The following is a 21,522-nucleotide window of genomic DNA, read 5'->3' as shown; positions in this document are numbered from 1 at the left end:
TTACAAAAAAGCGCGTGGAATTTTCTCCACGCGCCGTTTTGTATATTTATGGATTGAGGGCTTCCTCTTCCCTGCCCAAGCGGCGGTACATGGTCTTTTTTACCGCCCGCAGAATGTTTTCATACCCCGTGCAGCGGCAGAGATGGCCGGAGAGCAGCTTGCGCAGCTCCTCATCGCTGTACTCCTTCCCGGAGTTGAGAATCTCCGTTGCCGTCAGGATAAATCCGGGGGTGCAGAAGCCGCACTGGATGGCCGCTTCCTCCACAAAAGCCTGCTGGATGTCGCTGAGCTCTCCGTTGGGCCCCAAAAGCCCCTCCAGCGTCTGGATGTGCCTGCCGTCGGCCCACACCGCCAGATAGATGCAGGAGTTATAGGCCTCGCCGTCGATGAGTACGGTACAGGCGCCGCACTCCCCCACCTCGCAGCCCTTTTTCACAGAGGTCAGCCGGTAGTCACCCCGGAGCATGTCGGTGAGAGAGGCACGCACATCCACCATCTGCTCCACATCCCTGCCGTTGATGGTACAGCGCACCAGTTTAAACTGTCTCTCCATTACAGCTCACCTCCCGCAAGACGGATGGATTCCCGCATGCAGCGCTTTGCCGACTCCACGGCAATGTGCTCCCGGAAGGCCTTGGAGGCCCGCCAGCTGTCGCGGGGATGGATGTCCTCCAGCACCGCGCGGCTGAACTCCTCCACCATCTCCTCCGAAACCGCTCTGCCGTTGGCCTTGGCCTCGGCGCCGGGGCAGCGCATGGGCACCGGCCCGGCCACGCCGTAGGCGACGCGGGCGCGGAGCACGGTCTTTTTATCCTCGCTCAGGCGGACGTTGACACTGCACCCAAGGGTGGCGATGTCCATGGCGCTCCGCATGGCATACTTAATATAGTGGCCGACGGTATCCTGATAGCTGTCTTTTGGGACAAGGAGGGCCGTCTGAATCTCACCGGGGCGGATGTCCACCACCCCGGCCTTGATATAGAACTTTTCAATGGGGACGCGCCGCACCCCTTCGGGGCCGGTGAGCTCCACAATGGCCTCATAGGCGAGGAGCGTGGAGGCGGAGTCGGCTGAGGTCACGCCGTTGCAGGTGTTGCCGCCGATGGTGCCGATGTTCCGGATCTGGGGGCCGCCCACTTGATCCACCGCCTGGCCCAACACGTTGATGTACGTTTGGATCAGGGGATCCCGGGTGATGTGGGAAAAGCTGGTCAGGCTTCCGATGCGCAGCGTGCCGTCCGCCTCCAGGGTAACGCCCCGCAGCTCGTCGAGGCCGTAGATGGAGATCAGCTCCGCGCCGGCACGTTTCCCCTCCCGCATCTGCACCAGCACGTCGGAACCGCCGGCAATGATCTGGGCCTGGGGGTGCTCCTGGCGCAGCCGCACCGCGTCGGCCACACTCCGGGCCTCATACAGCGCTTTCATATCATACATGGCTCATCCCTCCTTCAATCGGTAATCAGCCCGGCCTCTTTGAACGCTTCAAACAGGATGTGGGGCGTGATGGGGCATCTGTCCACGGCCACGCCGGTGGCCTGCAAGACGGCGTTGCGGATGGCCGGGGCGCCGGAGCAGGCCGGCGGTTCGCCCAGGGACTTGGTGCCATAGGGCGAGGTGGGCTCCAGGTTCTCCACAAACCGGGCCTCCAGGTTCGGGTGGTCCATGCAGGTGGACAGCTTGTAGTCCAAGAGGTTGTTGTTCAGCGGCTTGCCCGTCCTGGCGTCAAACTTCAGCTCCTCACTGAGCCCATAGCCAATGGCCATGGACATGCCGCCGTGGACCTGGGCCTCGGCCAGGGCCGGGTTGATGAGCCGGCCGCAGTCGTGGACATTGACCATGTTCAGCAGTTTTACTTTACACATCGGGATGTCCACCTCCACCTCCGCTATGGAGCAGCCGAAGGAGTAGGCATTGGACTTGATCTGGGCGGTGGACTCCGCCGTGAGGTGCTGGCTGTTGGTGGTGGAGTACAGCGCCTCCGTGGCCAGCTCGCCTAAGGTCATCAGAACCCGTCCATCGCCCTTGCGGACGATCTTGCCGTCCACCAGATCCAGCGTGGCAGCCGGCATCCGGGTCAACTCATGGGCATAGTTCAAAATCCGCTCCCGCAGCAGCCGGCCGGTCTGAATGATGGAGAAGCCGCCGATGTAGGTCTGGCGGGAGGCGTAGGCGCCGGTGCCGAAAGGCGTCACATCCGTATCCTGGGAGGAGACCACATGGACATCCTCAAAGGGTACGCCCACCGCGTCGGCAACCATCTGGGTGTAGGCGGTGTCGCAGCCCTGCCCAATCTCCGTTTCGCCGGTCTGGAACTGGAGCGAGCCGTCCTGGTTGAGCACCATGCGGCAGGAAGAGGACTCCAGGGAGATGGGCCAGACGGCAGTGTTGTACCAGAACACGGCCAAGCCCACGCCCCTGCGGACCGGACCGGTCTGGTTCTGATAGTCCTTCCTCTTTTGCTGGTAGTCGATGACCTCCATGGCCCGGTCAAGGCACTGGTTGAAGGTATCATCATAGAGTTCGTTTTTGGAAAAGCCGTCCACATAGCCCACCGGCATCAGGTTCTTCCGGCGGAACTCCAGCGGGTCCATGCCGAGGCTTAAGCAGATGTCGTCGATGTGGCACTCGCCGGCAAACATGGCCTGGGGAATGCCATAGCCCCGCATGGCCCCTGCGGCGGGGCGGTTGGTGTACACAGACCAGCAGTCGCACTCCACATTGTCGCAGGGGTAGAGCTGCGGGAAGGCCCCCATGCCTTTGGCCACCACGCCGTGACCGTGGGAGGCGTAGGCGCCCTGGTTGGAAAACGCCTCAAACTTCCGGGCCACAATGGCACCGTCCGGCCGCACCCAGGAGATGATATGGGTGCGGATGGCGTGGCGCACACGGTTGGAGACAAAGGTTTCCTCCCGGGTGCACTCCAGTTTCACCAGCCGTCCTCCCACCTGGGTGGTGAGATAGGCACACAGCGGCTCATAGAGCGCGTCCTGCTTATTGCCGAATCCTCCGCCTATGTAGGGCTTCACAATGCGCACCTTGCCCCAGGGAAGGCCCAGGGCCTGGCCCACCACCCGGCGGACGATGTGGGGGATCTGGGTGGAGGTCACCACGGTGATCCGCCCGGCCTCCATGCTGGCAAAGCAGACGTGGTTTTCAATGTGGCAGTGCTGGACTGTGGGCGTATCGTACCAGCCCTCCACCTTGATGAGGCCCGGCTCCTGAAGGGCCTTCTCCAGATCGCCCCTGCGGATGCTGGTGTGGGCCAGGATGTTTCCGGGAAAGTCCTCCTGCACCTGAGGCGCACCCTCGGCCATGGCCTCCTGTGCATCCAGCACAAAGGGGTATTCCTCATACTCCACCTTAAGCGCCCGCACGCCCTGCATGGCGGCCACCTCATCCTCAGCCACCACCACGGCCACATCGTCGCCGTAGTAACGCACATGCCGGTTCAGCAGCAGCCGGTCCTCCACATCCTGATGGGCTGGGTCCGTGGACCAGGGGTGTCCCGCGGTGGGGAATTTATAGTTCGGCACGTCCAGGCAGGTAATCACCTTCACCACGCCGGGAATCTGTTCCGCCGCAGAGGTGTCCACAGACTTCACCAGGCCGTGGGCGATGGTGGAATGGAGGATCTTTGCGATCAGAGCGCTTTTGTCGCACAGGTCGTCGGTATATTTGGCCCGGCCGGCCGCCTTGTCGTAGGCGTCCACGCGGACCTTGCTCTGCCCTACACTTGTACTCATTTTATGGCCTCCTTTACCTGCTGCGCAAGTGCATGATTACGCAGGCTTATTTCTGCTATTTCTACAGATTATATCACAGGGTTCATTTTACATCATTATATTCTCAAAAGAACAGCGCTATTTTTCGCCTTGACCGGGAATGCTACCAACGGTATACTTTTTCCAGAAAGGAGTGGAGTCAATGGACCGGAAAATCGGATGCGTCCTCATGGCCGCGGGAAATGCCCGCCGCTTCGGCGACAACAAGCTCTATGCCCAAGTGGAGGGCAAAACCCTGCTGCGCCGGGCCATGGAGAGCATACCGGGACAGCTGTTCTCCACCGTCGCCGTGGTGACCCAATATCCGGAGGGAGAGGAGATGGCCAGGGAGTTCGGCTTTCTCTGTATCCGCAACGCCCACCCCGACTGGGGCATCAGCCACACCATCCGGCTGGGGCTGGAGGCCCTGTCCGGCTGTGACGCCGTCCTCTTTCAGGTGTCCGACCAGCCGCTGCTGCGGCGGAGCAGCATCGAGGCGCTGATCGGCCTGTGGCTGCAGCGGCCGGACCACATCGCGGCCCTGGGCCACGGCGGCGTCCGGGGCAACCCCTGCCTCTTCCCCGCCCGGTTCTTCCCGGAGCTGCTCTCCCTCTCAGAGGACCACGGCGGCAATATGGTGATCCGCGCCCACGAGGAGAGCCTCATCCTGTTGGAAGTGGCGGAGGAGGAGCTCCACGACGTGGACACGGTGGAGGCCCTGGCGGAGCTTCGGAAGAATTCGTGAACGCACCGCCCCGCGGGCAGAGCTGTTTCTTTTTTGCCAATGCGGGGACAGATGGCTGCCCGCGACGCAGTCTCCCCGGCCTTCAGCATTTTCTGAAACCGAGTTACTTCCTGCTGTAAGGGGTGTCCTCAAGAGGCAGGGCACTGCGCCGCTTCCCGTCATAGCGGTAATAGGCGTCGGCGATGGCCGGCGCCGTGGGGATGGAGGTGATCTCTCCAATGCCGATGGCTCCTCCTCCAACCTTCAGCCCATCCTTCTCCACCACAATGGCCTTGATCTGCGGGACCTGGTGGGCCCGGAAAAGTCCCAGGGTGCCGAATTTGGCAGTGGGCCTGCAGTCCGTTAGCGGATACTGCTCCGTCAGGGCAAACCCCATGGACATGACCACACCGCCCTCGATCTGGCCTTCCACCGAAAGGGGGTTCACCGCCCTGCCCACGTCGTGGGCCGCCACGATCTGACGGATGGTGCCGTCTTCGTTGAGTTCGCACATCTGGGTGGCATAGCCGTAGGCGATGTGGCTCACCGGATTGGGCACATCCGCTCCCAGCGGGTCGGTTTTCCCAAGGTATGTGCCCCGGAACTCCCTTCCCTCCAATTCTGTCAAGGATTTTTCCTTCATTGCGTTCAGCAGGCTCTCGCAGGCCCGGCGGCAGGCTTCTCCCGTAAAAAGAGTCTGGCGGGAGCCGGAGGTGGTGCCGGAATCCGGAGACTCATAGGTGTTTGCATGCTCGTAGACCACCTGCTCCGGCGGGATGGACAGCAATCCGCAGACGGTCTGAGTCAGCACCGTGCCCAGCCCCTGGCCAATGCAGGAGGCGCCAGCGTAGATGTGCACCTTCCCCTCCTGGACCGCAAGCCTGACCCGTCCGGTGTCCGGGATGCCCACGCCCACGCCGGCGTTTTTCATGGCGCAGGCCAGCCCCGCGTACTTGGCGCTGTCGTAATAGGGCTTGATGGCCTCCAGGGTCTCCACCAGTCCGGTGGATTCGTCCACGATCTGGCCGTTGGGCAGCTCCTGGCCGGGACGGATGGCGTTGCGGTAACGGATCTCCCAGGGGGAGATGCCCACAACATCCGCCATTTCATTGAGCAGGCTCTCAATGGCAAAGCAGGACTGGGTCACACCGAAGCCACGGAAGGCTCCGGCCGGAGGGTTGTTGGTGTAATAGGCGTAGCCGTCGATCTCAAAGTTCTGGTAGTTGTAGGGCCCGGCGGCATGGGTACAGGCCCGCTCCAGCACCGGCCCGCCCAAAGAGGCGTAGGCCCCGGTGTCGGCGATGATCTGGGCCGCCACGCCCTGGATGATGCCGTTTTCGTCGCATCCCAGCGCAAACTCCATGTCCATGGGGTGGCGCTTGGGGTGGATCAGAATGCTCTCTGCCCGGCTGAGCTTTACCTTCACCGGCCGCTTGGTGAGATAGGCCACCAGGGCGGCATGGTGCTGAACCGTCACGTCCTCTTTCCCGCCGAATCCGCCGCCCACCAGCATATTGCGGACCTTCACCTGATCTGGCCCAAGTCCCAGCATGCGCATGGTCTCCTGCTGGGTGTCATAGGTGCCCTGGTCACTGGAGAGGACCATGACCCCGTCCCCGTCGGGGTAGGCCACGGCGCATTCCGGCTCCAGAAAGGCATGTTCCGTATACGGGGTGTGGAACCGCCGGGTCAGCACGTGTTTGGATTTGGCAATGGCGAAGGCCGCGTTTCCCCGGTGGATGTGCCGGTGGGCCAGCAGGTTCCCGGTCCTGTGGACCAGGGGGGCGTTTTCCGCCCGGGCCTCCTCGGCGCTGCGCACACTCTCCAGCACCTCATAGTCCACTTGTACCAGCGCTTTGGCCTTCTCCAGCGTCTCACGGTCCTCCGCCGCCACAAGGGCGATGGCGTCGCCAAGGTAGTGGGTTGTATCCCCCACCGCAATCATGGTGTCCCAATCCTTCACCAAATGGCCCACCTTGTTGATGCCCGGCACGTCGGCGGCGGTGAAGACACCCACCACCCCGGGCAGTGCCCGGGCCTCCTCCGTGTGGATGGCCTTGACGATGGCCCGGGGATAAGCGGAACGGACCGCGCTGGCATAGATCATCCCATCCAAATAGACGTCGTCGGGATACTGGCCGGTGCCGGTGACCTTTTCCCGCACGTCGATGCGGGGCACCCGGGCGCCCACTTTCCACTCCTGGCTTTCCCGGGGCACCTCGCCGATCCGAAACACCTCCGCCGCCAGCAAAATGGCCTGAATGATCTTCACATACCCGGTACACCGGCAGATGTTGTTGCGGATGGCGTAGGCCACCTCTTCCTCCGTGGGGTCGGGGTTCATGTCCAACAGCGCCTTGGCGGAGATCACCATGCCCGGGATGCAGAAGCCGCACTGGACCGCGCCGGCCTTGCCGAACGCATAGGTATAGACCTCTTTTTCAAAATCCGACAACCCCTCCACGGTCACGATGGCCTTGCCTTCCAACTTGTCGGTCTGGGGGATGCAGGCCTTGGTGGCCTTCCCGTCGATCAGCACATGGCAGGTGCCGCAGGCACCCTCGCTGCACCCGTCCTTGACGGACGTCAAATGCAGTTCATCCCTCAGATAGCGCAGCAGCTTCTGATTTTTTTCCACGCTGACCACGCGGCCGTTCACGGTAAATGTTGCCATCGTCCATCTCCTTACCCAGCGGAGCGCTGTTCGTTATTTTTGCCAGATGCGGAGGCTCTCCTCCGCGCTCTTTTATCCAATTATACTATTCCTCACCGGGGACTGCAAGAGAAAATGCTTCCAATTTGTTTGGATTCATAAAAAACTTTTAGCCTTTTCCAGCTCCCATCCCACGATGAGGCTGCCCTGGGTCACGGTGATCTTTGCCTCTTCCGCCACAATGTGGTTGCTGACCCCCAGGGGGAACTCCGGCGTCAGCACCGCGTCCTTCAGCGGATACTGGACGCCCTCTTCCCCCACGCCGGTGGCAGGCGCCCCGAAACAAAAAACCGACAAAAGTCCCCACTCCGGCCCTCTGGGAATGGTCAGGGAGCTATTGCACAGGGCCGTGTAGACAAACGCGTCGTCATAGAGATACCCACGGGCCCCTCTGCCGTCCAAAAAGAGCAGCATCTGCAAATTGGACAGGGTGTGGTCCAGGCGTTTCCCTCCGGTCCCACCGTAAATGTAAAATACCTTACAGCCCTTATCCAAACCGATCTTTGCGGCCATCATGGTGTCCGTATCATCCTTTTCCACCGGAAGGCGCATCCGGTTGGGAAAATCCGGCGGCTCCGCCATGGAGTCAAAGTCCCCGATCAGCAGGTCCGGGCGGATTCCCTCCTTTTGGCAGGTCAGATACCCCGCGTCGGCGGCGATCACATAGTCGCCGGCCTCAGGGCGGCAGTATAGGCCGTAATTTGTCCCGGCCCCGAAAATAAAACAGGCGTTCATTCCATCCCTCCCTGCAGTTTTGTACAGTTTACCACAAGTCGTCCTCCTTGACAAATCCATTCGCCTTTGTTATAGTAAATGCGACAATTCCAAGGGGCGCTGGCGCAAGCCGGCTGAGATCGGGCGTATCGCCGCCCAGTCCCTCGAACCTGATCCGGGTAATGCCGGCGTAGGAATGCGATGATATTGTATGCTGACCGCATTGCGACGCCCCATGGCTCGCCATGCGGGATTTTTTTTACGGAATTGGACTCTATTCACGAAAGGATTGTCTCCCCATGCAAAATGCAAAGGTCAAATGCCTCTGCGAGGCCGCCATCATGCTGGCCCTGGCCCAGGTGCTCAGCTACATCAAGATTGAGCCCCTGCCCAGCGGCGGCTCCATCGACCTGGCCATGGTGCCCATCATCTTCTTCTGCTTCCGCTATGGCCTGGCCTGGGGCACCGGCGTTGGGTTCGTCTACGGGCTGATGCAGTATTTCCTGGGAAATGGCATTGCCATCTCCTGGACCACCATGATCGCCGATTATCTGGTGGCCTACACGCTCTTAGGTGCAGGCGCGGGATTCTTCCACGGGAAAAAAGGCGGCATCTATCTTGGCACCGTCATCGGCACCTTCCTGCGCTTTCTCTCCAGCTTTGTGGTGGGCGCCACGGTCTGGGCCGAATATATGCCGGAAGAATTTTTAGGCATGGCCATGACCAACGAGTGGGTCTACTCCTTCCTGTACAACATGACCTGGGCCCTGCCCGACGCCATCTTATGCGTCGTGGCGTTTGCGCTGCTGCAAAGACCGCTTCGCAAATACTTTGCCTGCGCGGACCTAAATCAGGCGTAATGGAGCCCCGCTCCGGAAGCAACCTTCCGGGGCGGGGTTTTTGATTTTTGCGCACGCCTCTCCTCTCCTGCTTGTCCCAAATTTCCCATGCGCTATTGACTTTTCCCTCCCGTTTCCTGTATAATTAAAAGCAATATAAGGAGTATGCCAAGTGACCAAACCCATTTGGGGCTGGCAAAGTTATATCTGAACATGCATTGTAATCGCCTTTGCCAGCGGAAGAGGCGGTTTTCTTTTACCAAGCGTAAATGGACCGTAAAGTCTCTCCCTTTCGTCTGCCGGCATTCCGCATAAAAATATTTGGCAAACCTGTTGAAAAGCAGGGACGCAATGCTATAGGGGCTAATCAAATTTGTATGCCAGCCAGCTGCCCACTTCCGGGATGGACCCGAGGCTTGCCAAATGATACTTGCGGCAAGCTCTTTTTTATGCGAGGTGATTCTATCGAACAATTTCAACATCCCTTCCCGCAGAAGAGAACAGAGGAAATGAAGAAAGGTGGAACAATTTTTATGAGGAAAAAGATGCTCAGCATATTCCTTGCCCTGTGTCTGGCGCTCTCCCTCCTGCCCACCGCCGTATTTGCGGAGGAGCCGGAAGCCCCGGCCGAGCCTGAAGAGGTTATGGAACCGGTGGAGGAGACCCAGGAGCCTGAGTCTGTCCTTGCAGAGGCCGGAGCGGCCTATCAGAGCGGACAGGACCAGCCGACCGAGGCCGCCAATGAGGCTAAAATTGGCGACAAGGAATTTGCCACGCTGAAAGAGGCCGTGGCTGCGGCCGAAGACGGCAACACCATTATCCTGCTGGCTGACGTCACTGCCACAACATCTGACAACAGTGTGGCGATCGATAAAGCAGTCACGCTCGAACTGGCTGGACACTCTCTGATTGCAAAAGAATATGGCTGGTATTCTTTGAAGGCAGAAATCACTGTGAAAAACGGCACCGTATCTTATGAGAAAAGCGACGGATTGTCAATCAGTGCTCCCGTAACGATAACGGACTGCACTTTGACAGGCTCCACAGGGTCCGCAGTAAAGCTTTCCTCCGGCGGTTCCCTGACCGCGAACAACTGTACCTTTGAAATGACAGGCAATGGCAGTGCAGCAATCAACGGTACAGCGGATCAGGTGCGCCTGAACAACTGTACCGTGAAAGGCGGCACCAGCACGTATGCCATCAATCTTGACTCCAATGACGTCCTGCTGAAGGACTGTACGATGAGCGGTGGAACATTCGAAACCATCTATGCCGCAGTTTCCAACGCCGGCGGCACCTTTACGGTAAACGGCGGCTCCATCACCGCAAACGCCGGAAAGCCAGCAGCTTCTATCACCTGGAATTCCAAGGGTACCCTTGTGATGACGGGCGGCGTAACTGTTGCAGGCTCTGTAAAAATGTATGGTAACCCAGACAACGCGGGCGGCCATATTCGTCTGGAAGGCGGCTATTACAATAGCGATACCACACTGGTCAGCAATAAGCCCGCCAATGTGGAGGTCACCGGCGGCTTCTATACCGCGAACAGCAACGTCACGGACTTTGTAAGGGCTCCCTACATGGTGGTTGCCAATACAGACACGGCCACCAAGGAAACATATCCCAAGGCTATCGCCGCTCCGGCAGAGGGCGCCGTGGCCTATGCCGCCGATGTGGAGGGCGGCACCTCCTATATGGACATCGACGTTGCAATCGCGCAGGCAGACGGTAAGCCCATCCTGCTGCTGGCGAACGTGACACTGGGCTCCCTGCCCGCAAACACGGTCATCAATGCGCAGAACAAGTCGGTGACCTACAACGGTTCTCTGGCCCAATTGGTGTCTACGGGCGCTGAACTGTCCAACGTGGGAACCCTGACCGTCAACGATGGAACCATCGGTGGCTTTACCATGGAGGGCAAGCAGATCACGGCCGGATTCGTGCCGGAAGCCCTGCGGGCCGTGGTTGTCAAGTACATCCCCGACAACTACAGCATCGGCGATCAGAGCAGCTCAAGCGGCAAGGTAGCCGCAACCAGCAGCTTTGGCGCCACAATCGGCAGAACAGGCTACGAAACTCTGGGCAACGCCCTGTCCGTGGCTTGCCGGAACGACACATCCTCCGGCCAGGTCAACGATGTGGTGGTTATGCAAAAGGATGAGGCTTCCTACTTTGAGGCCCTGTCTTACGCCACCTACACGCTGGACCTCAATGGCCATAAATTAGGCAGTCCTGACCCCAACCCCAATTCTTCTGAACCCAGCTACGGATTTGGCATCATTCCTGTAAAGCAGTCAGCCCTCTCCCCCAATTACGCCAACATTACGCTGACGGACAGTGCCACGGGCGGCGAAATCATCGGTTATGACTTCGGCGTGGTGCTGAACGGCGAAGTCCTCGGCGCCAAGCTGGTCTTGGACGGCGTTAAGGTCACGTCCACCGCTGGTGAAGGCGTCTACTTCCCCGGCCAGGAAAACAGCTCTCTGACCATCAAGAGCGGCACGGAAATTACCGGCTCCACCGGTCTTGGCATCAAGGGCGGCAACGTCATCATTGAGGACGGCGCAAAAATCACCGGAACCCGGGAAACCTCCGAGGTTCCCGACGCAGCTGTTTCCAGCGGCATCTCCGATCTGACCGGTGACGCCGTCTATGTGGAGTGCGGCTACAACTTCCCTCTGTCTCTGACTATTCAGGGCGGCTGCTTCTCCAGCAAGGCCGGCCAAATGGTCCGCATGCTGTTTGCTGAGAAGACTGAAGTGGAGGAAACCGTTTCCATCACCGGCGGCTACTTCTCCGCCAAGCCGGACAGTACGTACCTTGCAAAGAACTACTATGTCCAGCCCAGCGATCAGGAAGGCTACAGCTACATGGTCAGCAACAGCGCGGTGGCCCAGATCGGTGCCAACAAGTATGGCACCCTGGCCGAGGCAGTGGCTGCGGCTGAGGACAACGCCACCATCAAGCTGCTGAAGGATACGGATTCCGGAGACATGCTGAAAGTCGGGAAAAGCATGACCCTGGACCTTGGCGGCCACACGTTCACCTCTACCAACAGCAGCTATGCGGTGGCGGTGATTGGCGGCACTTTCACGGTGAAAAACGGCACCATTTCCAACACCTCTAAGGATGGAGTGGCGCTGTATGCCCAGCAGGCCACCGTCGTAGTGGAAAACGGGGCAAACATCCTGTCGAACGCTACCGCCATACAGGTGGGTAACTGCATCAAAGATAAGGCGGGCGTCTATTGGGGCGAGGCCATTGTCAGGCAGGGCGCCCATGTGAAGGGCGACGCAGGCGTTCTGGTGGCCGGCCCCTATCCGGTCGAATCCCTGCAACCCGGCGGAACTCTCTCCGCTGAGATGAGCAGCCGCTCCAAGCTGACCGTCACCGGCGGCACGATCGAGGGCGTATCCTACGGGATCACCGGAAACGGAACCTATCATGGGACGGAGATTACCGTGAGCGGCGGCACCGTCCGCCAGAGCGGAGCGGACGGCGGCGCCCTGTATCATCCCCAGAACGGCGTGCTGAACATCTCCGGGAATGCTGTTTTGGAAGGCGCCAGCGGCGTGCAGCTGTGCTCCGGTGAGGGCGTCATCGCCAATATCACCGGCGGCTCGATTTCTGCAACCGGAGAGGACCTGAGAGCCGGCAAGACCGGCGACGGATTCATCCCAGACGGCGCGGCCCTCTCTGTTGTCAACCGTAGCTATCCCGGCGGAGCTCCCAAGATGACTGTGTCCGGCGGCTATTTCTCCGCCAAAAACAATGCCTCCGTCCTGGCCTACACCTGGAGCGGCAATGCGGCCAGCCCGTGGGAGCAGGCCAACGAGTACCTCACCCTTTCCGGCGGACGGTTTACCTCCGATCCCACCGCCTACCTTGCCGCTGAATATCTGGCCGTGACCGAGGATTACACCACCGGCGGCATCACCTATCGGTATGCAGTGCAGGAAAAGAAGAACGATGTTGCAGTGGTCGTGGCTCCTCCTGATGTGAAAACCCCTGAAAACGCCAGCGATGATCTGATTGCCGTCGCTGAAGAGATGGCTGAGGCATCGAAATCCACTCCCGCCCCCAAAGGATTGGATACTGCCGCCAACAAGGTGGCTCAGAACACAAATCTGACCAGCTCGGACACCAGTGTCAAGAATGCTCTTGAAAAGGCGAATATTGATACCGCAAATAAAACCGTCACCATCGTGGTACAGCCCTATCTGGCTGTTGAGGTAGTGGATTGCGTCCAGGAGGGTGCGGAAGCCAAGCTGGAGCTGAATATCACCCCCATGTACAACACCGTGGCCACTACTGCAGAAAATCCGACAACGGCAAGCTCAATCGTCATAGGTACCAATGCCGCAGTAGTCGGCTCCGCCAAAACCATGACCGTCACCACCCCCGTAACCATCACCATCCCCCTGCCCGATGGCTTTGCCACGGAGAATCTGAAGGTCCAGCACACCAAGTCCAACGGCAGCGTTTACTATTACCAGGCTGTTGTTGAAGGCGAAACTTCCAAGACTGCAGCCTTCACCGTGACCCACGGCTTCAGTAAATTCGTCCTGAAGGCCGACAATCGTACTGCAACCGTCACCTTTAAGAACGGTGAAACCATTGTGGCTGAAAACCAGTCCTTCACGTCCCTCAATGTGGGCGACACGCTGCCCACCGCCACCAAGAGCGGCTACAGCTTCAGCGGTTGGACCTTTGAGGGCATCTCCGGCACCTATAAGACCCTGACCGACGATCTGCTGGATGCTTTGGACGGAAAGACTGTCACCGCGACCGCTAAGTTCTCCTCCAACTCCGGCGGCGGTGGCGGAGGCGGCGGCGGCTCCTCTGTCGTCACACCTCCCACCGGCTGGAAGAACCCCTTCACCGATGTGGATGAAAACGACTGGTGCTATGACGCTGTAAAGTACGCGGTGGAGAAGGGCCTGTTCAACGGCACCACCGACACCACCTTCAGCCCCGACGCCACCATGACCCGCGGCATGCTGGTCACCGTGCTCTACCGCCTGGAGGGCTCCCCCGCTGTCGCGGCGTCTGCCTCCTTCAGTGATGTGGCCGCTGACAGCTACTGCGCCAAGGCTGTGGCCTGGGCCAGCGCCAACAGCATCGTCAACGGCTTCACCGAAGACACCTTCGCTCCCAACAGCAACATCACCCGGGAGCAGATGGCCGCCATCCTGTACCGCTATGCGCAGTACAAGGGTATGAACGCCGTAACCCTGGAAGAGAACCTGACCGCCTTCCCCGATGCCGACGACATCTCCGCTTACGCCGTCTCCGCCATGAACTGGGCGGTGGGCAAGCAGCTGATCACCGGCAAGGCCGACGGCACCCTGGCTCCCAAGGGCAACGCGACCCGCGCCCAGGTGGCTACCATCCTGATGCGCTATTGCGAAACCGTGGCAAAATAACAAGCCCAAAAGAGACCGGAGCTTTCGCTCCGGTCTCTTTTTAGTTGGAGCTAAAAATCCTCCACCACTTTGGTGCGGATTACCTGAGAAATATTCCAGTTCCCTAAAATGTAGATCGTATTCATGGCTCCGGCTCTGGCGTTGACATAGAAGGACACCAGCGGATCCACAGAGCCGTAACCCGGCAGGTAGAAGCCCGCCATGGCCAGGGGCATATCCTCCACAGTCTGGATGTCATCATACATCCGATTGAGTGAGTACGGAGTTTGAGCAATATAAAAATCATACTCCTTGGGCCGCGCCTGACGCCAAACCGTCACTTCTTTGTAGCGCACATCTGTAAAGACCACCCGGCCGTCCGCCAGTACTACGTCAAAGGCCGGGCTGTTGTAGACCAGGTTGACCGCACGGATACAGGCCCGGTTTGCCGGCCGGTTGTAGCAGGGTTTATCCGACACCCGCACCAAATCCAGCACTCCGCCTGAGCGCACAATGGCCAAGGTAATCACCTCGCTGGCGCTCATGGGTATGCTGCTCTGATAGAGCACTGTCCGGGGGGAGCGGACGCTGTAGATGGTGACCGTGCGGAATCCGTCGATCACATTGAAATAATTGCCAAGATTTCCAAACGCCAGGTTGTTGGCTACGATTCTTGACCCAACCGCCACCCGGACAGGCTCCCCATCCGCTACAGCGTTGAGAAAACGCACCGTCGCATATCCTGGGTATTCCGGCCGGACGCCGGGCATGGGCATCCCCACGATGGGCGGCAGGGGGATCACCGGTGTCTGATCCGGGTTTGCCACAGGAGGCTGGTCTACGATGGGCGGCAGAGGGATCACCGGCGTCTGATCCGGGTTTGCCACAGGAGGCTGGTCTACGATGGGCGGCAGGGGGATCACCGGCGTCTGATCCGGGTTTGCCACAGGAGGCTGGTCTACGATGGGCGGCAGGGGGATCACCGGCGTCTGATCCGGGTTTGCCACAGGAGGCTGGTCTACGATGGGCGGCAGAGGGATCACCGGTGTATCTCCCCCATCCGGCACGACAGGCGGTAAGGGAACAACGGGGGTGTTTTCCGGCAGGGGCGTTGCCGGCACATCCCGGAGATCATTTTCTGTTGGCATGGAGTGAAGCTCCTTTCAAATGATTGCGCGCAGTTTCATTGCGCGCCTGGTTCATTGTATGCCCTGAAGCTTCTGTTTGCCTGTCACAGGTCTCTCCTTCATTGATAAAAATGTCGATTTTTAGGTATAACCCGCATCCAGCCGTCCATACTATTACTGTGCGTTTTCCGAAGGAGCAGACGCTCCGTCAGAGAGCATAAGGAGGGATTCTTTTGAGCCAGGCAACATTGTATACGCTCAACTGCACAAACTGCATTTTTCTGGAGAAGCTGTTGGATAAAAGCGGCATTCCCTACGAGAAATGTACGGATGCAAAAGCCATGCGCAAGCTGGGCTTCACCACCGTGCCGGTTCTGGAGGCCGACGGCCGTCGGATGTTCTATCCGGAAGCGGTGGAGTGGGTCAATCAGCAGAGCAAAGAAGAGGCCTGATCCCAGATGGGATCGGGTCTCTTTTACAATCCCTACTTCCCTCTCTGTTCGTCCAATATCTCCTCCTGAAAAAGGGAAACCAGCAGCCGTACAGTCATCCGCTCCGCCTCTCCCAACGCCTTTCTCATCCGCCCGGCCTCCTGCTCACCGAGCCTGTCCGATGCGGACCTTGCGGATACCGCATCAATCCCCTCTTTGCATTGCGCGATGTAATCCAGGCAAAACGCCAGCTGTAAAAGGTCTGGTTCGTCCATGGCCCCCCTGCCCTTCCCCACAGGCCATACAGCGGGCCTGCCGTGCCGCTTCAGTGTTTCCTGCACCAGGCAGAGAATCTGCCGTAGACAGGCCATGGTGGCCGCATTTGGGCTCCCCGTCCCTTCCAGCTGTATTGCTTTTATGTCTGCCGTGTCAATTCTCCTCTCTCCCATTGTATCTTCCGCCGCAGTGCCCATCGGCTGATCCGGCAATTTGCGCACTGCACATCAGGGCGATCTCTTCTTCGTACATAAGTTCGTTCGTTTTAAATGAACTATTATGGCAACAAAATATTGTCAATGGGGACGCCATACAATTGGCACAGCCGCACCAGGGTCGTGGCCTTCAGCGGAACCTTTCCCCGCTCCCAGTTTGCAACCGATTCTGTTGAGACTCCAAGCTCCGCAGCAACGTCAGACTGGTTCAGATTGGCGTTGATCCGCGCCGCCCTGAGCGTAATCTTGTACTCCATCTCACGCACCTCCGTTCGTTTTAATTGAACTTATCATACGACAACCGACCATATCTGTCAAGCAGATGTTTAAATTAAACTGAACATTTTTGGATTTCTATTGCAATTTGTTCAGTTTTCATGTAGAATGCATATGAAACGGGGTGATAGAATTGACAGAGCGGGAAATGTGTGTGATCTTCGCAAAAAACCTCAACCAAGTAATGGCGGAAAGAGCGATCAAACAGATCGACATTGTTAAGCAGCTCCATGTCGCCAAAGGCACGGTGTCCGCCTGGTGCACGGGGCAAAACATTCCCCGGACGGACAAGCTCAGCGAGCTGCTCCAGCTTCTGCATGTAGAGCTCTCCGACCTGCTTTTGGAAAAGCCCCAAAAGGACGATCAAAAGGCGGAACTCTTGCTGTCCTTTGACGCCCTCTCCCCGGATGCACAAAAGGAGGTCCTGGCCTTTATCGCCTTCAAAAAGGCACAGGAGCCGCCCAAACCCGTCTGCCGTTCCCGCTCCGCCGGGAAGCGAATCCCCTTCCCTCAGGGATACGATGTCCCCATTGTCGCCCGGGGCGGCCCAGTGGGTCAGATTTCTCCGGATGCAGCGCGCATCCTGGAGTTGAAGGCCAAAGAAACAGATGAAGAGCCTTGAGTTCTGCAAAGCACTTCAGAGGAGTTGCTTTACATGAGTTCCTACGGAAAGTACACCGATGCCAGAGATGCCAGTTGGCAGTGTCTCATCGACTGCCAAATCTCTTCTCTGCCGGTGCAGGTCAATGAACTGGGAAACCGCCTGGGGATCCGTCTCTACAAATATACAGTCAACCGGGAACCGATCATTGAAGCGGGCCTTGGAGCATATCTGGCCGCAGACGGCTTTTCACTTCAGGCGCCTTCCGGACAGTTGATGGTCTTTTTCAACGACCGCTGCAGCCATCACCGAACCCGCTTTACCGTGGCCCACGAGTACGGCCATATCCTGTTGGGGCACACGGGAAATAATGTCTGTCCACAAGGCGCGCTTCTGTCCTCTGCGGACCCGAAAAAGGAGCGGGATGCCAATGTATTTGCCTCCCGCCTTTTGGCACCCGCCTGTGTACTATGGGGCTGCGGCGCAAAGACGGCAGAGGAAATCGCCAGCTTGTGTGACATCTCTGAGGATGCCGCGCAGGTACGAGCGCAGCGAATGCGGCTGCTGCGCCGTCGAAACGCCTGGCTGCGCTCTCCTTTGGAGCGCAGTGTCTTCACCCAATTCCAGCCCTATATCGAGGCCAATAAGTTCTGACAACTGAATAAACTTCAAAACAGGAGCGGTTTCGGAATATTCCGAAACCGCTCCTTAATCATAAATTCTAAAGCTCCGTGTCTTTCTCAGTCCGTTTTGCAGTGCCCTATTGGGATGTAAATCAGCAGATTATGTTTGGTAAAAGCAATCATATAGCTTTATTTCATCTGTATAAACAATTTCCCAGAATACGTATTTATTGCTATAATCCATAGTTGGAACTGGTTGGTTCCAAAATATACCAACACGGAGGAAAATATGAAAAAAAAAGTTTTGGCATTGCTCATGTTTGGGATGATGGCTCTGAGCCTGGCCGCATGCGGGGCAGGCGGATCGTCTTCAGGCAGTTCGGCCGGCGGCGCATCCGGGAGTTCTTCAGGGGAAATTGAGATCGGGACAGTAGTGGTTGGCATCGATGGCACCTACCCGCCGTTTAATTATATGGATGACAATGGAGAGCCCACTGGCTTTGAGATAGAAATGATCCAGGAAATTGGTGAGCGTGCAGGGCTCGAAATCGAATTTAAAGCAGTTCCCTGGGACGGTGTTTTCGGTCAGATTGAGTCTGGTAAGATTGATACATATGCCTGCTGCATTTTCCCAAATGAGGAGCGGCAGGAAAAGTACCTTTTTTCGAGAGAGTACATTTACGATGAAAACCGTTTCATTGTGAGAACGGGCGACGGAAGCCTCTACAAAACCTACAAGGATCTGGAGGGTCACAAGATCGGTGTCGCTGGAGGCGGCAACTCTATTCTGGCATTGGAGAATCTGCAAAAAGATCAGAACCTGGATTTTGAAATCGTGGCCTACAACAATGAAAACTATGTCAATGATCTTGCCTTAGGACGACTGGATATCATCTACAAATCTCCGGTATCAGCATTTGTCGAGGCAAAATCCCTGGGTGTGGGATTTGAGGTGGCAGAGTGCCCGACAGTGGAAAGCGCATCCTGTGCACTGCCCTGGAGAAAAGATGACGCCCGTTCTGCAAAAATCTGCGAGCTGTTCTCCAAGGCAACACAGGAAATGCTTGACGACGGGGCCATGAAGGAGCTCAGTGAAAAGTGGCTTGAGATGGATTTGGCCGCATATGAGCCGTTAATCTAACAGGGACTACAAAAAGAGTGTTCGTTTCAGGATAACGGGCACTCTTTTAGTTCCAACACAGGAGAAAGTGAACATGAATATTGATTTACTCTATGCGTTGAAAAAGTTGCCCCTTATTTTATCGTATATCCATGTAACGCTGTGGATTTCAATTTGCTCAATGGCGGCGACGCTTGTCTTTTCTCTTCTTATTACAATCATCCGCTACTATAAAATCAGAGTACTGACGCCCATTGCAAATGCCTATATTGATCTTTTTCGAGGCACTCCCCTGCTGACTCAAATGTTCTTTATTTATTACGGTCTGGCGCAGATCATCCCGCTGTTCAGGGAGATGCAGCCGATTACGGCCGCAATTTTGGTACTGGCCTTGAACGCCTCCGCCTACACGACGGAAAATATGCGCTCCGCGTTGGAATCTGTACCCAGAGGGCAGACAGAAGCAGGCCTCGCCGTCGGTATGACGGACTTACAAGTTATGTGGCACATCATCCTTCCCCAGGCGACAAAGGTGGCCGTTCCGGTTTTGGCAAATGATTTCATCGCGCTGCTGAAAAATTCCTCCATGGCATTTACCTTGGGAGTCCGGGAAATTATGGGGGAGGCGTCACTGGTTGGAAATGCCGGATTCAGGTTTTTTGAGGCATATCTGGACGCGTTTGTGATCTACTTCTGCCTTTCCAAGGTGATCGGTCTGGGGCAGAAGTATTTGGAAAAACGGTTCAGCATACAGGGGAGGAAAGCATGATCAGTGTAAAGGGACTGAAGAAAAGCTTTGGTGATCTCGAGGTCTTGAAAGGCATCGATCTGGAGATCGAGGAGGGCGAGGTAGCGGCAATCATCGGTCCGTCCGGAACCGGAAAGTCGACGCTGCTTCGCTGCCTGAATTTCCTGGAGATACCGGACCAGGGAGTGATTCGCATCGGCAATGTGGAAATCGATGCGGAAAAGTATCACAGGAAAGACGTTTATCAGCTCAGAAAACAAAGCGCGATGATTTTTCAGGATTTCTGTCTGTTCCGCAATAAGACCATCTTGGACAACGTTGCACTGGCCCCGGAGATCGTGCAGAAAAAAAGCAAGGACGAAATGCGCAGGGAAGCCATGCAGATTTTGGAAAAAGTGGGATTGGCCGATAAGGCTGAATCGTATCCCTCTACTCTCTCAGGCGGACAGCAGCAGAGAGTGGCAATCGGTCGGGCAATGGCGCTAAAGCCCAACGTTCTGCTTTTGGATGAGCCCACAAGCGCTCTGGATCCGTATCTGGTAGGAGAGGTACTGGGCGTCATCAAGGATATTGTCCGGGAGCATAACACAACCATGGTAATTGTAACCCATGAGATGGGGTTCGCCCGGGAAGTGGCTGACCGGATCATCTACATGGACCAGGGGCACATTGTGGAAGAGGGCTCCCCCAAGCAAATATTCACAGATGCCAAAGAAGAAAAAACAAAACAGTTTTTGGCATACTGCAAGGATGTGAAATAGAAAATGGACAAGCGTTACGATTTTGATGAGCCTGTAAACCGAATTGGGAGCGATTCTTATAAATGGGATGTGGAGGGCAAAGGTGGAGAGCTGATCCCGCTGGGTGTCGCGGATACCGACTTTAAGGCGCCAGACCCGGTGATACGGGCAGTCCGCCAAAAAGCCGAATTCGGTGTCTATGCATACGGCGCATTTCCCCGTAAACGGTTTCAGTCGGCGGTGGCGGGATGGTATGAAAAGCGGCACGGTCTTGTGCTTGACCCTGCAGTGATCCGGCCGGCCCAGGGGATTATGCCTGGCGCTTTGTGGATGCTGCTTCTTGCTTTGACCTCTCCCGGGGACACCGTTCTCATTCAGGAACCGGTCTATCACAATTTCCGGATCATAACGGAAAACATGGACCGCAAGGTCATCAGCAGCGATCTACAGCTCCAAGCCGGGAGATACGGGATCAACTGGAGCGATCTGGAGGAGAAAGCAAAGCGCCCGGAGGTACGCGCACTGCTAATTTGTAATCCCCACAATCCAGTGGGGAGAGTTTGGACTGAGGTGGAGCTGTCCAGGCTCTGCAATATCTGCAAAGAGAATCAAGTCCTACTGGTCAGCGATGAGATACACGGCGATATCACCTATGGGGATCATAAATTTCTACCCATCTTATCGATTCCCGGAGCAGACGACTATGCCATTGTCATGAGCGGCCCCGGTAAAACGTTCAACCTGGCCGGCTTTTATTCCGCATATGTGTTGCTCCCCAATCCTGAACTCCGGAAGGCCTACGACCGGGTTTACAATCAGTTTCATTTTGATTATAATTTTATGGGAACCGAGGCGCTCATAGCTGCCTATACGGAGTGCGAGGACTATGTGGACCAGGAAACCAACTATTTGTGGGAAAACATCCGGACAATAAGGGATTTCCTGAGTGAGGTCATGCCGGAGATTAAGCTGATAGAGCCGGAGGGCACCTACCTTCTGTGGCTGGACTGCCGGGCCTGGGGGCTGACGCAGGAAGAGCTTCTGAACCTGTTCACCGGCTGGGGCGTGCGTCTTAATGATGGCAGTATGTACGGAGCGGCCGGAAAGGGCTTTTTAAGAATCAACATTGCAACACAAAAAGCCACTTTACTGCAGGCGTTGGAACGAATCCAGAACGGATACAAAGCGTGGAGAACATAAAAAACGGGA

Annotated in this window: 18 protein-coding genes and 2 riboswitches; of the genes, 10 read left to right on the top strand and 8 right to left on the bottom strand. The window is 57.2% G+C overall.

The genetic code is table 11. The features are described from left to right. Positions 1 to 46: 46 nt before the first annotated feature. From xdhC to xdhA, 3 genes are read right to left on the bottom strand one after another with little or no spacing between them, the layout of a single operon-like run. Positions 47 to 553 carry a xanthine dehydrogenase subunit XdhC gene (gene xdhC, locus H8790_RS04955; protein WP_187333821.1) on the bottom strand — a complete coding sequence of 169 codons (507 nt, stop codon included), beginning with the start codon at positions 551 to 553 and terminating at the stop codon, positions 47 to 49. Further along, a complete protein-coding gene (gene xdhB, locus H8790_RS04950; protein ID WP_187333820.1) occupies positions 553 to 1,434 on the bottom strand; it encodes a xanthine dehydrogenase subunit XdhB in 882 nt (293 codons plus the stop codon). Before xdhB ends, xdhC begins: the two co-directional genes overlap by 1 nt. Positions 1,435 to 1,448: 14 nt before the next feature. Then, a complete protein-coding gene (gene xdhA, locus H8790_RS04945) occupies positions 1,449 to 3,743 on the bottom strand; it encodes a xanthine dehydrogenase subunit XdhA (protein WP_187333819.1) in 2,295 nt (764 codons plus the stop codon). A gap of 181 nt (positions 3,744 to 3,924) precedes the next feature. On the opposite strand from xdhA, the gene H8790_RS04940 reads away from it, so the two are divergent. After that, positions 3,925 to 4,506 (top strand): nucleotidyltransferase family protein, encoded by a 582-nt coding sequence (locus H8790_RS04940; protein WP_187333818.1) that lies wholly within the window; start codon positions 3,925 to 3,927, stop codon positions 4,504 to 4,506. A gap of 103 nt (positions 4,507 to 4,609) precedes the next feature. Here the strand turns inward: H8790_RS04940 and xdh are convergent, their stop codons facing one another. Further along, positions 4,610 to 7,159, bottom strand: coding sequence for a selenium-dependent xanthine dehydrogenase (gene xdh, locus H8790_RS04935; protein WP_187333817.1), 2,550 nt, complete (start codon positions 7,157 to 7,159; stop codon positions 4,610 to 4,612). A 135-nt stretch (positions 7,160 to 7,294) separates the two neighbouring features. Then, a complete protein-coding gene (locus H8790_RS04930) occupies positions 7,295 to 7,933 on the bottom strand; it encodes a thiamine diphosphokinase (protein WP_187333816.1) in 639 nt (212 codons plus the stop codon). 82 nt (positions 7,934 to 8,015) lie between these two features. Beyond that, a riboswitch (TPP riboswitch) is annotated at positions 8,016 to 8,126 on the top strand. Between the two features lie 85 nt (positions 8,127 to 8,211). On the opposite strand from H8790_RS04930, the gene H8790_RS04925 reads away from it, so the two are divergent. Together H8790_RS04925 and H8790_RS04920 are read left to right on the top strand one after the other, a co-directional pair. Continuing rightward, positions 8,212 to 8,772, top strand: coding sequence for an energy-coupled thiamine transporter ThiT (locus tag H8790_RS04925; protein ID WP_187333815.1), 561 nt, complete (start codon positions 8,212 to 8,214; stop codon positions 8,770 to 8,772). Positions 8,773 to 9,064: 292 nt separating this feature from the next. Further along, positions 9,065 to 9,147: riboswitch (cyclic di-GMP riboswitch) on the top strand. Positions 9,148 to 9,284: 137 nt separating this feature from the next. Further along, a complete protein-coding gene (locus H8790_RS04920) occupies positions 9,285 to 14,177 on the top strand; it encodes an S-layer homology domain-containing protein (RefSeq protein WP_187333814.1) in 4,893 nt (1,630 codons plus the stop codon). Between the two features lie 50 nt (positions 14,178 to 14,227). On the opposite strand, the gene H8790_RS04915 is transcribed toward H8790_RS04920, so the two are convergent. Next, entirely contained in the window at positions 14,228 to 15,304 is a 1,077-nt protein-coding gene (locus tag H8790_RS04915; RefSeq protein WP_187333813.1) for a DUF4397 domain-containing protein, read from the bottom strand. A gap of 212 nt (positions 15,305 to 15,516) precedes the next feature. Here H8790_RS04915 and H8790_RS04910 point away from each other — a divergent pair, with 212 nt between their 5' ends. Next, a complete protein-coding gene (locus H8790_RS04910; RefSeq protein WP_187333812.1) occupies positions 15,517 to 15,735 on the top strand; it encodes a glutaredoxin family protein in 219 nt (72 codons plus the stop codon). 32 nt (positions 15,736 to 15,767) lie between these two features. On the opposite strand, the gene H8790_RS04905 is transcribed toward H8790_RS04910, so the two are convergent. After that, positions 15,768 to 16,163 (bottom strand): hypothetical protein, encoded by a 396-nt coding sequence (locus tag H8790_RS04905; RefSeq protein ID WP_187333811.1) that lies wholly within the window; start codon positions 16,161 to 16,163, stop codon positions 15,768 to 15,770. 104 nt (positions 16,164 to 16,267) lie between these two features. Next, positions 16,268 to 16,462, bottom strand: a complete 195-nt coding sequence (locus tag H8790_RS04900; protein ID WP_187333810.1) for a helix-turn-helix transcriptional regulator — start codon at positions 16,460 to 16,462, stop codon at positions 16,268 to 16,270. A gap of 173 nt (positions 16,463 to 16,635) precedes the next feature. On the opposite strand from H8790_RS04900, the gene H8790_RS04895 reads away from it, so the two are divergent. From H8790_RS04895 to H8790_RS04870, 6 genes are all read left to right on the top strand, one after another. After that, positions 16,636 to 17,103 carry a helix-turn-helix domain-containing protein gene (locus tag H8790_RS04895; protein ID WP_187333809.1) on the top strand — a complete coding sequence of 156 codons (468 nt, stop codon included), beginning with the start codon at positions 16,636 to 16,638 and terminating at the stop codon, positions 17,101 to 17,103. A 33-nt stretch (positions 17,104 to 17,136) separates the two neighbouring features. Beyond that, complete coding sequence (locus H8790_RS04890; RefSeq protein ID WP_187333808.1) at positions 17,137 to 17,736, top strand: ImmA/IrrE family metallo-endopeptidase; 600 nt, start codon at positions 17,137 to 17,139, stop codon at positions 17,734 to 17,736. A gap of 258 nt (positions 17,737 to 17,994) precedes the next feature. Further along, positions 17,995 to 18,846 carry a transporter substrate-binding domain-containing protein gene (locus H8790_RS04885; protein WP_187333807.1) on the top strand — a complete coding sequence of 284 codons (852 nt, stop codon included), beginning with the start codon at positions 17,995 to 17,997 and terminating at the stop codon, positions 18,844 to 18,846. Positions 18,847 to 18,919: 73 nt separating this feature from the next. After that, positions 18,920 to 19,594, top strand: a complete 675-nt coding sequence (locus tag H8790_RS04880) for an amino acid ABC transporter permease (RefSeq protein ID WP_187333806.1) — start codon at positions 18,920 to 18,922, stop codon at positions 19,592 to 19,594. Then, complete coding sequence (locus H8790_RS04875) at positions 19,591 to 20,334, top strand: amino acid ABC transporter ATP-binding protein (RefSeq protein WP_187333805.1); 744 nt, start codon at positions 19,591 to 19,593, stop codon at positions 20,332 to 20,334. The genes H8790_RS04880 and H8790_RS04875 overlap by 4 nt, the downstream gene beginning before the upstream one ends. A 3-nt stretch (positions 20,335 to 20,337) precedes the next feature. After that, complete coding sequence (locus H8790_RS04870; protein WP_187333804.1) at positions 20,338 to 21,513, top strand: MalY/PatB family protein; 1,176 nt, start codon at positions 20,338 to 20,340, stop codon at positions 21,511 to 21,513. Positions 21,514 to 21,522 lie beyond the last annotated feature (9 nt).

Source organism: Oscillibacter hominis (genome assembly GCF_014334055.1).
GTDB lineage: Bacteria > Bacillota > Clostridia > Oscillospirales > Oscillospiraceae > Oscillibacter > Oscillibacter hominis.
The sequence above is the reverse complement of the archived record's forward strand: the minus strand, read 5'-3'. Positions and strand labels throughout refer to the sequence as shown.

Coding starts and splice junctions, on each gene's coding strand:
- xdhC (WP_187333821.1), bottom strand. CDS start 553: ATGGAGAGACAGTTTAAACTGGTGCGCTGTACCATCAACGGCAGGGAT.
- xdhB (WP_187333820.1), bottom strand. CDS start 1,434: ATGTATGATATGAAAGCGCTGTATGAGGCCCGGAGTGTGGCCGACGCG.
- xdhA (WP_187333819.1), bottom strand. CDS start 3,743: ATGAGTACAAGTGTAGGGCAGAGCAAGGTCCGCGTGGACGCCTACGAC.
- H8790_RS04940 (WP_187333818.1), top strand. CDS start 3,925: ATGGACCGGAAAATCGGATGCGTCCTCATGGCCGCGGGAAATGCCCGC.
- xdh (WP_187333817.1), bottom strand. CDS start 7,159: ATGGCAACATTTACCGTGAACGGCCGCGTGGTCAGCGTGGAAAAAAAT.
- H8790_RS04930 (WP_187333816.1), bottom strand. CDS start 7,933: ATGAACGCCTGTTTTATTTTCGGGGCCGGGACAAATTACGGCCTATAC.
- H8790_RS04925 (WP_187333815.1), top strand. CDS start 8,212: ATGCAAAATGCAAAGGTCAAATGCCTCTGCGAGGCCGCCATCATGCTG.
- H8790_RS04920 (WP_187333814.1), top strand. CDS start 9,285: ATGAGGAAAAAGATGCTCAGCATATTCCTTGCCCTGTGTCTGGCGCTC.
- H8790_RS04915 (WP_187333813.1), bottom strand. CDS start 15,304: ATGCCAACAGAAAATGATCTCCGGGATGTGCCGGCAACGCCCCTGCCG.
- H8790_RS04905 (WP_187333811.1), bottom strand. CDS start 16,163: ATGGGAGAGAGGAGAATTGACACGGCAGACATAAAAGCAATACAGCTG.
- H8790_RS04900 (WP_187333810.1), bottom strand. CDS start 16,462: ATGGAGTACAAGATTACGCTCAGGGCGGCGCGGATCAACGCCAATCTG.
- H8790_RS04890 (WP_187333808.1), top strand. CDS start 17,137: ATGAGTTCCTACGGAAAGTACACCGATGCCAGAGATGCCAGTTGGCAG.
- H8790_RS04885 (WP_187333807.1), top strand. CDS start 17,995: ATGAAAAAAAAAGTTTTGGCATTGCTCATGTTTGGGATGATGGCTCTG.
- H8790_RS04880 (WP_187333806.1), top strand. CDS start 18,920: ATGAATATTGATTTACTCTATGCGTTGAAAAAGTTGCCCCTTATTTTA.
- H8790_RS04875 (WP_187333805.1), top strand. CDS start 19,591: ATGATCAGTGTAAAGGGACTGAAGAAAAGCTTTGGTGATCTCGAGGTC.
- H8790_RS04870 (WP_187333804.1), top strand. CDS start 20,338: ATGGACAAGCGTTACGATTTTGATGAGCCTGTAAACCGAATTGGGAGC.